The sequence below is a fragment of the Arenibacter echinorum genome (assembly GCF_003259375.1).
GTDB lineage: Bacteria > Bacteroidota > Bacteroidia > Flavobacteriales > Flavobacteriaceae > Arenibacter > Arenibacter echinorum.
Window position 1 is genome coordinate 269,499 of sequence record NZ_QLLN01000002.1, and the last position, 14,871, is coordinate 284,369.

The window sequence follows — 14,871 nt, forward strand, 5'->3', positions numbered from 1 at the left end:
AGAAAATATACAGTTGAAAGTAATATATAAGTAATCCATGGATTACAGGATTCTTAAAGAGCTATGCATTTCGTCGAATAAAGTGGTTTATTCGACTTTGTGATAAATTAATTTTTTAATATTACAATCGTTGGTTACGAGAAGCCAATTACGAGAACACAAGAATTCCCCATTCTTCCCTTTCTTCCTACTTACAAATAGAACATTATATGAAAATGAAAATGCATTATTTTGTAATGCTATTGTTCGCATTTGTAGTAGTCTCCTGTAGCACAGAGTCTATTGAGCCGGCAATTAGTCCCGAAGTCGAAAATGCGATTGACGTGGAGCAGGAATTACTTGGGATCGTCAACGACCATCGTATTTCCTTAGGCTATAATGACTTGGATTTCAGCTCAGTGGCATATGAGTACGCTAACAAGCATACAGACTATATGATAGCCAAAGGATCTATTAACCATGACAATTTTAGCGCGCGTGCATCGGATATTTCCCAAGCAGTAAATGCCTCTTTTGTCTCCGAAAATGTAGCAAAGGACTACGATTCTGCTTTGGAGGCTTTTCAAAAATGGTTGGCCAGTTCTGACCATAGAAAAACTATGGAAGGCGAATTTACGCACACTGCTGTAAGTGTAAAGAGGAACACAGACGGCAAACTATATTTTACACAACTCTTCTACCGATAGTCTTCTTAAAAGCAGTTTACTTTTATTATTTTTGATGTTAAACCGTGTTTTAATATTTGATTGCGCAGTAGCTGATATCAGATGTTAAGGGGCGGCAGTATAATATTAACTTCAATAATCTACACTATGTCCATAAAACAACCATTCAATCTAAATAAATGGCTTTCCGAGAATAGGGATACTTTAAAACCTCCAGTAGGAAATAAAAACCTTTACACGGAATCTGGAGACTACATTGTTATGGTCGTAGCGGGCCCCAACGCCAGAAAAGATTATCATTATAATGAAACAGAGGAACTGTTTTATCAATTGGAAGGCAATATTGAAGTTCATATTCAAGAAGACGGTCAAAAAAAGACGATGCAATTGGGGCCTGGGGACATGTACCTGCACCCGGCCAAAATACCTCATTCCCCGGTTAGGAAAGAAGGATCCATAGGTTTGGTTATAGAACGTAAACGGGCCGAGATGAACGTTGATGATGGCTTGTTGTGGTTTTGTGATAACTGCAACAATAAACTTTATGAAGTATACTTCACCTTAAATAATATAGAAAAGGACTTTTTGGGGCATTTTAAAACCTTCTACGGTTCGGATGAACTTAGAACCTGCAGCAATTGTGGCACTATAATGCCCGTTGATGAAAGATTTATTGCCAAGGAAGATCAATAGTCGACATCTTTATTTAGTGTTACTTCCCATATCCTAAGTTGGACTTAAAGCCATACATTCGGTATTAAAACATTTATGGTTGGTTATACCATAGACTGCCCATTAATTTGTAAATTTGAAAAATATAACAATTAACGATAAAATAGTTATAAATGTCAAAAATTGCACAAGAATTTGGAATCCAAGAAGCCTTAAAAAAATTAGGCGTCGAAGCTATAAATAATGGAACCTCAACAGGTTCTGATAATTTTTCTTCCGGAGAGGAGTTAAGCTCCTTTTCTCCTGTAGATGGTGTTCTAATTGCCAAAGTAAGAACCACCACTAAAAAGGACTACGAAAAAGTGATGGATGCAGCCACCAATGCATTTAAAATTTGGAGAACAAAACCAGCACCCCAAAGGGGGGAAATAGTGCGACAGTTTGGCGATAAACTTCGTGAACTCAAGGAGCCTTTGGGAAAATTGGTTTCCTATGAAATGGGAAAATCATATCAGGAAGGCTTGGGAGAGGTGCAGGAAATGATCGATATCTGTGATTTCGCCGTAGGTCTATCCAGACAATTGCACGGACTTACCATGCACTCCGAAAGACCGGGACATAGAATGTATGAACAATATCATCCTTTAGGGGTGGTCGGTATAATCTCGGCGTTCAATTTCCCAGTAGCAGTATGGGCCTGGAATACCGCTCTAGCATGGATATCGGGCGATGTCTGCGTTTGGAAACCGAGTGAAAAAACACCTCTGTGCGGGATTGCCTGTCAAAACATAGCAGCAACAGTTTTTAAAGAAAATAATCTTCCTGAAGGTATTTCCTGCTTGATAAATGGTGATTATAAGGTAGGTGAATTTATGACCCATGACAAAAGAGTGCCTCTAATTTCTGCCACAGGGTCTATACGCATGGGAAAAATCGTGGCCCAGGCAGTAGCGGCCCGATTGGGAAAATCTCTCTTGGAGCTAGGAGGAAACAATGCCATTATAGTAACCCCTGACGCGGACATAAAAATGACCGTTATCGGAGCGGTTTTTGGGGCCGTTGGCACAGCAGGCCAACGATGTACCTCCACACGAAGATTAATCATACACGAATCTATTTATGATAAGGTAAAAGATGCAGTTGTTACCGCCTACAAGCAATTACGAATCGGAAATCCACTGGATCAGAAGAACCATGTAGGTCCCTTGATCGATACCGATGCCGTAAAGATGTACCAACAAGCACTTAAGAAAGTGGTGGAAGAAGGAGGCAAGCTAATTGTTGAAGGAGGTGTGTTGAAAGGGGAAGGATATGAAAGTGGATGCTATGTAAAACCGGCCATTGCCGAAGCAAACAATAAGTATGAGATTGTACAACACGAGACCTTTGCCCCAGTGCTATACCTATTAAAATATTCCGGAGATGTAGAAAATGCTATTGCTATACAGAACGGAGTGGTTCAGGGATTGTCCTCGGCAATAATGACAAATAATCTGCGGGAGGCAGAGCGCTTTTTATCCGTTCAAGGTAGCGATTGTGGTATAGCCAATGTTAATATTGGGACTTCCGGTGCTGAAATAGGAGGAGCTTTTGGAGGGGAAAAAGAAACAGGTGGAGGGCGAGAATCTGGCTCGGATGCTTGGAAAATATATATGAGAAGACAAACCAACACCATTAACTACACTACAGAATTGCCTTTAGCGCAAGGGATAAAGTTTGATCTTTAGAATTACAACCTATGAAAAAACCCGCTATGTACTGGATGTAAACCAGTACATAGCGGGTTTTAAACTAACCAACCAAATTACATCCTGAAGAATAGCTCTATACTCCAAGACAAAAAGTTTCTACTTGAATGTTCAAGAAAATATAAACCCGTAGCCACTTGAAAATTTCCCCTCCCCCCGAATAGGTCCATTAGAAATAGCTGCGGGTTTAACCAAACTAACTCAAATAATTATGGTGAAAAAGACCTATTTCAATGCCGGAACTTAGTCGGGAGAAATAAGGTCTTTATAATTCTAATATTTACGCTAAAGTCTACATTTCATTCCATGATTAAAAGCAAAACTATACGGATGGTAATAAAATGTGTATAATTGGTAAATTTTGCAACTGCTGCCCTAAATTTTCATACCTATTTTGCAGTCTAAAGTTGTTTAAATATAGGGTGGAAACAATTTTTACAACCGGCTATCTAAAACATTGACTTCCTAAATTTTAACTGAGGGCGAGTAAACTTCCCAAAGCCAATTATTTTGCTAACTATTTGATATGGAATATTTAATAACATTTTTTTAACATTTAAGGGATTTTTTTAATACATTTAGACAAAACCCTAACAGCTATTCGAAATGTCCAAAAAAACAACCAATTTATTGGGTATTGTTATTGCCATTGTTGCTGGAACCTATTTTAACCTCATGTTGTGCAATACCTGCGTAACCAAAACAGATGATACTCCCACGGTTGAAAATACAGCGGATGTTACTAAAAATAGTATGCTGGCAGAGAAAAAAAATGAGCGTCAGAACCTTGATAAAAACAACTAACCCAAAACAATAAAAAACATGGAAAACCTGAATATTTGGTGCTGGTTAATACCCGCCGTGGTAGGTATAGTCTGCGCACTATTTGGCTATTTAATCGGAAAAGGCAAGAATTCCCAAATAGACCACACTTCAGAATTAAATATATTAAAGGACAAAAACGCAAAACTGGAAACCGATTTGGCGGCATGTAACAAACAACTATCCCAAAAAGTGGAGCTTGTTGTTCCTGCCAAACCCGTTGCCCCAATAGCCGCCGCAGAAGCCCTACTTCCGTTTAATGCACAGGCAGCAAAGGCCGCCCTTGGAAAAACTGTAAAACGGGACGACCTTAAGATTGTGGAAGGAATCGGACCTAAAATTCAGCAACTATTCAATTCTTTTGATATTAAAACATGGAAAGATTTGTCCGAAACTGCCGTTGCCAAATGTCAGGAGATACTGGACAGTGGAGGAGCCCGTTATAAAATTCACGATCCTGCCTCATGGCCTATGCAAGCAAAAATGGCCTACGAAGGCAAATGGAAAGAATTACACAAATGGCAGGAAGAACACAAAAGAGGAAAACTATAGTAATTACAGTCTTCTAAATCTGCACTTCAGTTAAATCAATAGAAGTGCTCCTATACAAATTACAAATATGTCAATGGTCTATTGGCGGTAAAGAATATAAAAAAAACACCCCACTTAGTTATCTAAGTGGGGTGTTTTTGTCTTTTATCACTCTATCTACTAGACCATTCTTCCGTTGGCTTCTACCCACTTGAATCTGTAATTGTCCTCAGGGAATTTCATCCTGGTCGCGATTCGCTCTAATCTATCAGGTAATTTCATTAAATAGTCCCTTGCCCTTTCCGCATCATCGTTAAGACTTCTAATACTATCCAATTCCCAATAGCTATTCAATTTTTTCAAAATTTCTATATAGTCCTGAGCAGTGTAAACCCCCAGTCTTTGGGCACAATTGGAAAAGTTTTCAAAAGCGGTCCCTATGCTTCCACCCGACTCCCTCAGGAAATGGGCTGGCATTACAATTTTTTTCTTCATCATATCGGCAAAGGCCAACATCATCTGACTAGGATCATTTTCAAAAATAACCTTAACAAACTCCCTGTAAGCCAAATGGTGACGCATTTCATCTCCGGCAATAATGGTACACATTTTACCAAGAAGTGTATTGCCTCCCTTTTTACACATTTGACCTACCCTTTTATGTGAAATATTAGTGGCCAACTCTTGAAAAGAGGTATAAACAAAGTTTTTATAAGGATCTCTATCCGTTCCTATATCAAAACCATCGGCAATAAGATGCTGGGTAGTTATTTCCACTTCCCGCATATTGACCCTACCTGCCAAATAAAGGTATTTGTTAAGCACATCGCCATGCCTATTTTCCTCAGCGGTCCAATGACGCACCCATTTGGACCAGCCATTCTTGTTCTCACCGTGTTGGTCTATTCCTTCTACGTCCATTAGCCAAGATTCATAGGTAGGCAATGCCTCCTCGGTAATAGTATCGGCTACCAAGGTGACCCAAAGATCATACCCCAATTCCTTGGCTTCTTCACGTATTTGTGTTACGTGATCCATAAAGCCTTCACTTTGTGTATCCGGTAAAAAATCCGTGGGTTGCCAAATGTCTTGTATTGGAATAAGGTATTGGTCTATAAAACCATCCACCTTGCCCTCAATGGACTTCATCACTTCTATTCTAACGTTCTTATTAGACATTCTTGAAATTTTATGTAAATATCCTTAATAATCTTGATAATCTGTCCCTACAGACAGTAAAATTTAGTTTCTTCCCATTTCGGAGGGATAAAACAAATATACCGGATCACTTTGCCAATATTGCTTTGATCCAACATCCATGATCGTCAATGGCCCTCTAAAGGCCGCCCCTGTGTCCACATTCCAAATATTGGCAGCATTCTTTGGGGTTGTCCTCCCAATCCTTGTTACCGGAGTATGGCCAATAAAAATCTCCTTGTAATGTGTTAACCTTTGAGGGTAAAATTCATCCTCTTTGCTCAGTGCCGGGTCCAAAGACAATGCCAATTCCCAAAGGGTCCTATCCCAATAATAGGTTTTGGTAAAATACTCGTGGCCCACACCCCTTAAGTTAGTAAATCCCGCGTGGATAAACAAGCGATTTTCAGCGTCCAGAATATAATTTTCCAAATTATCGTAAAATTGAATGTGGTCTTCCTTTATTTTATCCCCCACCAACCGATAAGAATTCTGCGTAGCACTCCCTCCATGTTGCAACCACATTGGATTATTCTCGCCACTTTTTAACCAATCACTGCAAAGTTCATCGTGATTTCCTCTTATGAAAGAGCATTTATGCGTATGCCCAAGTTCCATTAAAAAATTTACCGTATTCACAGCATCACTCCAACCATCCACATAATCTCCCAAAAAAATAAGATGGTCACTGGGACTCACTTTTGCCCTTATCAAAACTTGCTTCAAGGCCTTTAACCCAGAATGCAGGTCTCCGATTACCAATGTTCTCATTTGGCAAAAATCGCAAATACCAGTTTAATATCCATGCCAAAAAGAACTAAAAATGGATTTATTCCAATAATTTATGTACAAATCCTATAACCTATAGTTAATTCGATGTTGATTAAAAGACCTTTGAACCAGACCAAACCAAATAGAAACATATCCACAAAATAAAAGGTATGTAAGCCTCCAAGAGCAGTTATTTTATTTAAAACGACAGTATTCAAAAAATATAAATTAAAAAAAGTATAATTTATTTGTTAACTTTTACCTGTTGATAAATACGTACTTTATTGATTATCACTTATTTAATTCATATTTCTTGTAAACTTCTATGATAATTATCATGTTTTTCTTTCTACTTTTTTTAATACTTTTGTTCTTTATTCCAATTTAATTACAACCCTTAAAAATCATTATATGCCAACTAAAATCGCCCAAGGACCACAAAAGACTTACAGTCAGGAAGAAGCCTTTAATGCCTCATTAAAATATTTTAAAGGTGATGACCTTGCGGCCAGGGTATGGGTAAATAAATATGCCCTAAAAGATTCCGAAGGGAATATTTATGAGCTGACCCCAGATGATATGCACCACAGGATAGCGAAGGAAATTTCCAGAATTGAACAAAAATATCCAAACGCTCTGAATGAAAAGCAAGTTTTTGACCTGATCAAAAATTTTAAATATATAGTGCCCCAAGGTAGCCCAATGGCAGGAATTGGCAATCCATTTCAGATTGCATCCCTGTCCAACTGCTTTGTAATAGGCAATGAAGGCCAGTCCGATTCGTACGGGGGAATCATGAAAATAGACCAGGAACAGGTACAGCTTATGAAGCGCCGCGGGGGAGTTGGGCATGACCTATCCCATATACGACCCAAGGGATCACCGGTAAAAAACTCGGCCTTGACCTCAACCGGCCTAGTGCCATTTATGGAAAGATATTCCAATACTACTAGGGAGGTAGCCCAAGATGGCAGAAGAGGAGCGCTAATGTTATCCGTCTCCATTAACCATCCGGATGCAGAAGATTTTATAGACGCTAAAATGGAACAGGGCAAGGTAACGGGTGCCAATGTTTCTGTTAGAATGGACGATGATTTCATGAAGGCAGTTGAAAGTGGACAACCATATACCCAAAAATTTCCTGTTCAAAGCCCCAATCCCAAGGTTTCCAAAACTATAGATGCCCAAAAATTATGGGGCAAGATAGTCCATAACGCTTGGCAATCGGCAGAACCAGGTATTTTGTTCTGGGATACCATTATAAACGAATCCGTACCGGATTGTTATTCAGATTTGGGTTATAAAACCATATCTACCAATCCATGTGGCGAAATTCCACTATGTCCTTATGATTCCTGTCGCTTGTTGGCCATTAATCTCTTCTCATATGTTGAACAGCCCTTCACAGATAATGCGACCTTTAATTTTAAACTATTTAAGGAGCATATTGCGGCGGCCCAGCGTATCATGGACGATATTATTGACCTTGAATTGGAGAAGGTAGATGTGATTCTGAAAAAAATAAAAGAGGATCCGGAATTGGATGACACAAAAGCCGTGGAATATAATTTATGGACCAACATCAAAGAAAAAGCCCAACAAGGAAGGCGAACAGGAATAGGCATTACCGCAGAAGGAGATATGCTGGCAGCACTTGGCCTGCGTTATGGTAGTGAAGAGGCCAACCAATTTTCAATTGAAGTACACAAAACTATTGCCTTGGAAGCCTATAGGGCCTCGGTACATACCGCCAAGGATAGAGGTGCCTTTCAAATCTTTGATGCGGAAAGGGAAAAAAACAACCCCTTTATCCTGAGACTGAAGGAGGCCGATGAAAAACTGTATTACGAAATGTTGGAATACGGCCGAAGAAATATAGCGCTATTGACCATTGCGCCAACGGGTACCACAAGTTTAATGACCCAAACCACATCTGGTATAGAACCGGTTTTCCTACCTGTATACAAGCGCCGTAGAAAAGTTAACCCCAATGACAAGAATGTTCGTATTGATTTTGTGGATGAAGTTGGGGATTCTTGGGAAGAATATTTGGTTTTCCATCATAAATTCAAACAATGGATGTCCGTCAAGGGAATTGATACCGAAAAAAATTATTCCCTGGAGGAGTTACAGAAGATTGTAGAAAGTTCGCCGTATTTTAAAGCTACTTCCAATGATGTGGATTGGTTGAGCAAAGTTCGTTTACAGGGTGCGGTGCAAAAATGGGTAGACCATTCCATAAGTGTCACTATAAACCTTCCTAACGATGTGTCCGAAGAACTGGTCGGAAAACTTTATTTGGAAGCTTGGAAAGCAGGCTGCAAGGGAGTCACTGTTTACCGGGATGGTTCCAGATCTGGTGTATTGATCTCCAATGACCCAAAAAAATCGGAAAATGAGGAAACCCTCACCCATTTCCCCACTAAACGTCCCCAAATTTTGGAGGCAGATGTTGTTCGACTGCAAAATAACAAAGAAAAATGGATTGCTTTTATTGGGCTGATAAACGACCAGCCCTATGAAATTTTCACGGGTATGGCCGATGACGAGGACGGTATATTAATTCCTAGATGGGTTAATGACGGAGTAATTCTAAAAAGTAGAAACGAAGACGGTTCTTCTCGATATGATTTTCAATACAAAAACAAAAGAGGCTATAAAACGACCATTGAGGGGCTATCCCATAAATTTAATCCTGAATATTGGAACTATGCCAAATTAATTTCGAGTACCCTCCGCCATGGCATGCCTATAGAAAAAGTGGTGGATCTTATCAACAGTCTACAACTAGACAGTGAATCTATCAACACCTGGAAAAACGGGGTAGCAAGATCACTAAAAAGATACGTTGCCGATGGCACTGAGGCCAAGGGACAAAAATGTGATTCCTGTAATTCCAAAAACCTCATTTATCAAGAAGGATGCCTTACCTGTAAGGATTGTGGTTCGTCCAAATGCGGATAAACCATTACTATAAAATTATAATTTTCTTTCTAAAAGTTACGCCCCCATCTGCATGCATTTGGAGGCGTTTTTAGTATAATTCCGTATTTCTATCTATTTTAGAACAATCATTTAAAAACAAGGCATGAAAAACGTTTTCTGTATAGGGGAATTATTAATAGATTTTGTAGCGGAAAAACAAGGGAGCGAACTATCAAAAGCACAAAACTTTACTAAAAAAGCAGGGGGTGCCCCGGCTAATGTAGCCTCGGCAATAGCCAAACTGGGGGGCAAAAGTTTTTTTATTGGCTGCGTAGGCAAAGACCCCTTTGGCACTTTTCTAATCAATACCTTAACGGAAGGGCAAGTGGACGTATCCCTGGCACAGCGGTCCGACACTTTCACTACCTTGGCATTTGTTTCCATAGCAGAGGATGGGGAGCGCGATTTTGTTTTTAGCCGTGGGGCGGACAAAGAATTAACGCACGACATAAGATTAAAAAATCTATTTAGGAACCAGATTGTACATTTTGGAGCCGCAACCTCTTTCCTTGGCGGTAGTTTGGAAGAGGCTTATTCCCTCTATTTCCAGGAAGCCATATCCCACAATAGTTTTATCTGTTTCGACCCTAATTTTAGGGCAGACCTATGGAAAGGAACTGAGGAAGTTTTTATCCAAAAATGCCTCCCATTTGTGGAAAAATCGGATATGTGCAAATTTAGTTTGGAAGAGGCCCAATTGCTTTCAAAAAAAGAAGATTTAAAAGAGGCCTGTACTTTTTTACACCAGTTGGGCACAAAAATAATTACCGTTACCCTAGGTGGGGAGGGCACCTATTTAAGCACCCCTTCCATACAAAAAATAATCCCTAGCATAAAGGTAAAACCTGTTGATACAACGGGAGCTGGAGATGCATTTATTGGATGTTTATTGAAACAAATTTCCAATACAACCAACCTGGATGCCCTCCTAGACGATTCAGGATTGTTGGAAAAAATGGTTCAGGATGCCAACAAGGCCGGTGCCATTACCACCCTGAACTATGGGGCCATAGAATCCTTGCCCACCCAAGAACAAATAAATCAGGTTTAAATGTAATTGTCGTCGTCCCCTAATTATATTTCATCTTTCTAATGATGCGTAGGGATTCTTTTATGGATTGATACACGGGAAGATTATATTTTTTCATGATAGGCTTTACGTTTTCCATAGTATCCTTGGCTTCTTCAAATCCATTGACATAGCAAATTAAAAAAGTATCGGACAACAGACCTAAATCCCTTTCCTCGTTTAGGGTCAAAGGAATTTCCTTTTCAATTTTTTTAAGCATGGCCACATTGGCATTGTATATATGGTGAAGTGTTTTCTTGTCATATAAGGGAGGTTCAAATATTAAATCACTTTGAATGGTATAGGTGCCATTATCCAAGAAGGTAATGACCACTTTTTCCAAGGGGTAGTACTTTTGTTGACTGCTTAACCCCAACTGCACATATTCTATGGTAGTGAAGGAATTTTCATTATAAGCTATCGTAATTTCATCAAATTCCGAAAAAAACAATTTCACTTGTTCATTGATCAATTCTATGTCGACCCGGGAATAATAGGTTTCATTTTTTACTTTTTTTTGATGCCCCGCCCAACAAACCACAAATTGTTCCTTAAAAACCTTATAATTACTGGTAAGATCCTTATGCCTTTCGTTTAAAAAATCGATTACGCCATCCAAGGTAAGTTCAATGTTGTTTTTGGCATGATTTTCTATGGTAGCTACTATATCTGCATTAACATCAGTCAATTCTATGCCATAAGCCTTGGGCATACTTATGCTACCGTCCCTAAAAAATACTGATCCCCCATAATACTTCCAGATATTCTTTCTCAAGGAACAAACCTTCCCATTGGATTTTATAGTTACCAGACCAACCACTTTGCCCATGGGCAAATGCGGAAATGGAATGTTTTCATATGTAATCCGTGGGGGATTGTCCAAATAGGCGTTTACCAAATTTTGAATCTTGCTGTCATCAAAAAAATCGACCCCTACAATTTCATTGTCCTCATCCTCGACCCCAATAACGATAAAAGAATTGTTTTGAGGGTTGCTATTGGCAAGTGCACAGACATGCTTTAAAAATTTAGCCTTCCCTTCCCGCTGTCCAATATCTATAAAGCGCTTTTTATCATAAAAGCTATTCTCGTCATTATGGGCCAGTAAGTTTTTTACGAGCAGGCGTTTATTGATCATAATTCCTTATTGACAATAGTGGCACTCGCTTGCGCCGTAGGCAAAATTAATAAGTCTGCAATGTTGACATGGGATGGTCTAGTAACCATAAAATGGATTACATCCGCAATATCTTCCGGTTGCAACGGCTTATACCCCTTGTAGGTGGCCTCGGCCCTGCCATCATCCCCCTTAAACCGTACCTTACTGAATTCCGTTTCCACCAATCCCGGATTAATGGCCCCAACGCGAATACCGTGTTTATTCAAATCTATTCTCATCCCTTGATTTATGGCATCTACAGCGTATTTACTAGCGCAGTACACATTTCCCATAGGATACACTTCTTTCCCCGCAATGGAACCAATATTTATAATATGTCCCGCTTTGTTTTTGATCATTTTTGGCATTATTGCCTTGGAAACATACAAAAGTCCCTTGACGTTAATGTCCAACATAGCCTCCCAATCATCAATATTTCCTTCCTCTATAGAATCCAGACCATGGGCATTGCCAGCATTATTGATTAGAATATCAATATTGGAAAACTCATCCGGAAGGGAAGCAATGGCTTCAAAGACTGCTTTTTTATCCTGTACATCAAATTCCAGAATGAAAACCTTGGTATGTCTGGACAGTTCTTTTTTAAGTTCGTTCAAGCGCTTTTTTCGCCTGCCACAGATAACTAAATTAATCCTATTGGAGGCAAAGAGTTTGGCGGTTGCAAGCCCAATTCCACTTGTAGCCCCGGTTATAAATGCTGTTGGTTTATCATTAATGGTAATACTCATAAAAATTAATTCTTTATTATATTTCTAACAATGCCGTTGATCGGCAATCAATAGTTCAATTGTCCTACGCCCCATCTAGGGAACAAAACCAATCTTTCTGCTGTTGGTCCAATTTTACAGCCTTTATGGTATCAGTCATCAGATTAGTATGAGCGTTACTTAATAGCTAAATTTACACCTTGCTATTTCAGCCTTGGAAAGGGCATTTTTAAAAGCCGATTCATTGCCAAGTAAGCCATAAATATCAGCCCAATTAAAAGTAGTATTTTCCTGTGCTTATAAATGACCAACTAACATAGATCTTTCCCCAGCAGAAAGCCTCTTACCCCAATTGTCCCAAGCAATTGTCCCCGCAACGATTTTGAAATAAGATGTTTTATTTTTCATATGTTTGTGAAATTATGAATAATTCCCTTAAATAGTTCATAAAACTGGACCCATTGCTTAACTTTTAACCATACATTAACAGCCAATAACTAAATAAATTTTCAATTTGCATCCACTTTTGGAGTAAACCACTTTAAACAAAACAAAACAAAGGATTATATGGAAGAAAATACTTCGGTAGATATCAGTGCCGTGAACGAGAAAATTGCCCAGGAGAGTGCTTTTATAGACCTACTTATTTTAGAAATGAACAAAGTAATCGTAGGACAAAAACATATGGTTGAACGATTGCTCATTGGACTTTTAGGGCAGGGCCATATTCTACTGGAAGGTGTCCCCGGTTTGGCCAAAACCTTGGCGATAAACACCTTGGCGAAAGCGGTACAAGGAAGCTTTAGTAGAATTCAGTTCACTCCCGATCTTTTACCGGCAGACGTTGTTGGTACTATGATCTACAATATGAAATTAAACGATTTTTCCATTAAGAAAGGTCCCATATTCGCCAATTTTGTTTTGGCAGATGAAATTAACCGTGCCCCTGCAAAAGTGCAATCCGCCCTTTTGGAAGCCATGCAGGAAAAACAGGTTACCATAGGTGATGAAACTTTTATACTGGACAAGCCTTTTCTGGTTATGGCTACCCAAAACCCTGTGGAACAAGAAGGAACTTACCCCTTACCGGAAGCCCAGGTGGATCGTTTTATGTTAAAGACCGTTATAGATTACCCCAAACTTAGCGAGGAGCAATTAATAATTAGGCAAAACCTTAAAGGAGCCTATGAAGAGGTAAAACCCGTAGTTAGTGTTAAGCAGATTCTTAGTGCCCAAAAGGCGGTAAGGGATGTATATATGGACGAAAAAATTGAGAAATATATTCTCGATATTGTATTTGCCACCCGTTACCCGGAAAAATATAATTTAGAAAGCCTAAAGCCTTTGATTAGTTTCGGAGCTTCGCCAAGGGGTAGTATAAATTTAGCGGTGGCTGCTAAATGCTATGCCTTTATTAAAAGACGGGGCTATGTTGTCCCTGAAGATGTAAGGGCAGTGATCCATGACGTTTTGCGCCACAGGATAGGCATAACCTATGAGGCAGAGGCAGAAAACATTACTTCGGAAGAAATAATAAACAAGATCGTAAACGAAATTGAAGTACCTTAATCAGTCTACAGTTATCCGTCTACAGCTTTTGGTCTTTAATCCTTAAAACTGTACCTGAATACTTTTTACTGCAAACTGCAAACTGAAAATGGATACCAAGGAATTATTAAAAAAAGTTCGCAAGATCGAAATAAAGACGAGGCGTCTATCCGACCATATTTTTGGCGGGGAATACCACTCGACTTTTAAGGGAAGGGGTATGACTTTTAGTGAGGTGCGCCAATATCAATTTGGCGATGATGTTAGATCCATAGATTGGAACGTAACCGCACGCTATAACGAACCCTATGTAAAGGTATTTGAAGAGGAAAGAGAACTTACCATGATGCTTATGGTAGATGTAAGCGGCTCAGAACTTTTTGGTACCAACAATCAGTTTAAAAAGGAAATTATTACCGAAATTTCTGCTACGCTGGCATATTCAGCACTTCAGAACAATGATAAAGTTGGACTTCTTTTGTTTACCAATGAAGTGGAACTTTACATTCCACCAAAAAAAGGAAAAAGTCACGCCCTTAGAATAATACGGGAATTGCTGGAGTTTTCGCCCAAGAGCAGCGAAACCGATTTGGGAGCTGCCTTAAAATTCCTTACCAACGTAATGAAGAAGAAAGCAATTGTCTTTGTACTCTCGGATTTTATTACCGATGACTACCTTCAAACCTTGCGTATTACAGGTAAAAAGCACGATCTTACAGGTATTAGGGTGTTTGACGAAAGGGAAGAGACCATCCCAAATTTAGGCATGGTACAAATGCAGGATGCCGAAACGGGCGCTATTCAATTGGTGAATACCCAGTCCAAAAAAGTAAGGATGGCCTATGGCAAACACTATAGTGAGCGCGTGGCCTATTTTCAGGAGACTTTTACCAAATCTGGTTGTGGGGTGTTGAGTTGTAGGGTGGATGAAAGTTATGTAAAGAAATTATTGGGCTATTTTAAGAGAAGAGGTTGA

The 14,871-nt window shown here is 39.3% G+C and carries 13 protein-coding genes; 9 read left to right on the forward strand and 4 right to left on the reverse strand.

The features are described 5' to 3' along the window. The first annotated feature begins 209 nt into the window (after window positions 1-209). The 5 genes from LV92_RS05015 (at window position 210) to LV92_RS05035 (ending at window position 4,459) form a co-directional block, all read left to right on the forward strand. Window positions 210-686 carry a CAP domain-containing protein gene (locus tag LV92_RS05015; protein WP_111622558.1) on the forward strand — a complete coding sequence of 159 codons (477 nt, stop codon included), beginning with the start codon at window positions 210-212 and terminating at the stop codon, window positions 684-686. Between the two features lie 126 nt (window positions 687-812). Beyond that, a complete protein-coding gene (locus tag LV92_RS05020; RefSeq protein WP_111622559.1) occupies window positions 813-1,358 on the forward strand; it encodes a 3-hydroxyanthranilate 3,4-dioxygenase in 546 nt (181 codons plus the stop codon). Window positions 1,359-1,510: 152 nt separating this feature from the next. Then, window positions 1,511-3,064 carry an L-piperidine-6-carboxylate dehydrogenase gene (gene amaB, locus LV92_RS05025; RefSeq protein ID WP_111622560.1) on the forward strand — a complete coding sequence of 518 codons (1,554 nt, stop codon included), beginning with the start codon at window positions 1,511-1,513 and terminating at the stop codon, window positions 3,062-3,064. Between the two features lie 627 nt (window positions 3,065-3,691). Continuing rightward, a complete protein-coding gene (locus LV92_RS05030; protein ID WP_111622561.1) occupies window positions 3,692-3,889 on the forward strand; it encodes a hypothetical protein in 198 nt (65 codons plus the stop codon). Window positions 3,890-3,907: 18 nt separating this feature from the next. After that, window positions 3,908-4,459: a hypothetical protein gene (locus LV92_RS05035; RefSeq protein WP_111622562.1), complete on the forward strand. Its 552-nt coding sequence runs from the start codon at window positions 3,908-3,910 to the stop codon at window positions 4,457-4,459. A 159-nt stretch (window positions 4,460-4,618) separates the two neighbouring features. Here LV92_RS05035 and LV92_RS05040 read toward each other — a convergent pair whose 3' ends face one another. Then, window positions 4,619-5,617 carry an acyl-ACP desaturase gene (locus tag LV92_RS05040; RefSeq protein WP_111622563.1) on the reverse strand — a complete coding sequence of 333 codons (999 nt, stop codon included), beginning with the start codon at window positions 5,615-5,617 and terminating at the stop codon, window positions 4,619-4,621. Between the two features lie 63 nt (window positions 5,618-5,680). Further along, window positions 5,681-6,406, reverse strand: coding sequence for a metallophosphoesterase (locus LV92_RS05045; protein ID WP_111622564.1), 726 nt, complete (start codon window positions 6,404-6,406; stop codon window positions 5,681-5,683). A 411-nt stretch (window positions 6,407-6,817) separates the two neighbouring features. On the opposite strand from LV92_RS05045, the gene LV92_RS05050 reads away from it, so the two are divergent. Continuing rightward, the gene (locus LV92_RS05050; RefSeq protein ID WP_111622565.1) at window positions 6,818-9,370 is read left to right on the forward strand and encodes an adenosylcobalamin-dependent ribonucleoside-diphosphate reductase; all 2,553 of its coding nucleotides are present in this window, start codon (window positions 6,818-6,820) and stop codon (window positions 9,368-9,370) included. A 124-nt stretch (window positions 9,371-9,494) separates the two neighbouring features. Beyond that, complete coding sequence (locus LV92_RS05055) at window positions 9,495-10,442, forward strand: carbohydrate kinase family protein (RefSeq protein WP_111622566.1); 948 nt, start codon at window positions 9,495-9,497, stop codon at window positions 10,440-10,442. Window positions 10,443-10,461: 19 nt separating this feature from the next. Here the strand turns inward: LV92_RS05055 and LV92_RS05060 are convergent, their stop codons facing one another. After that, a complete protein-coding gene (locus LV92_RS05060; protein WP_111622567.1) occupies window positions 10,462-11,598 on the reverse strand; it encodes an ATP-binding protein in 1,137 nt (378 codons plus the stop codon). Further along, window positions 11,595-12,368, reverse strand: coding sequence for an SDR family NAD(P)-dependent oxidoreductase (locus tag LV92_RS05065; RefSeq protein ID WP_111622568.1), 774 nt, complete (start codon window positions 12,366-12,368; stop codon window positions 11,595-11,597). Before LV92_RS05065 ends, LV92_RS05060 begins: the two co-directional genes overlap by 4 nt. A gap of 546 nt (window positions 12,369-12,914) precedes the next feature. On the opposite strand from LV92_RS05065, the gene LV92_RS05070 reads away from it, so the two are divergent. Then, window positions 12,915-13,916, forward strand: coding sequence for an AAA family ATPase (locus tag LV92_RS05070; RefSeq protein WP_111622569.1), 1,002 nt, complete (start codon window positions 12,915-12,917; stop codon window positions 13,914-13,916). Window positions 13,917-14,004: 88 nt separating this feature from the next. Next, a complete protein-coding gene (locus LV92_RS05075) occupies window positions 14,005-14,871 on the forward strand; it encodes a DUF58 domain-containing protein (RefSeq protein ID WP_111622570.1) in 867 nt (288 codons plus the stop codon).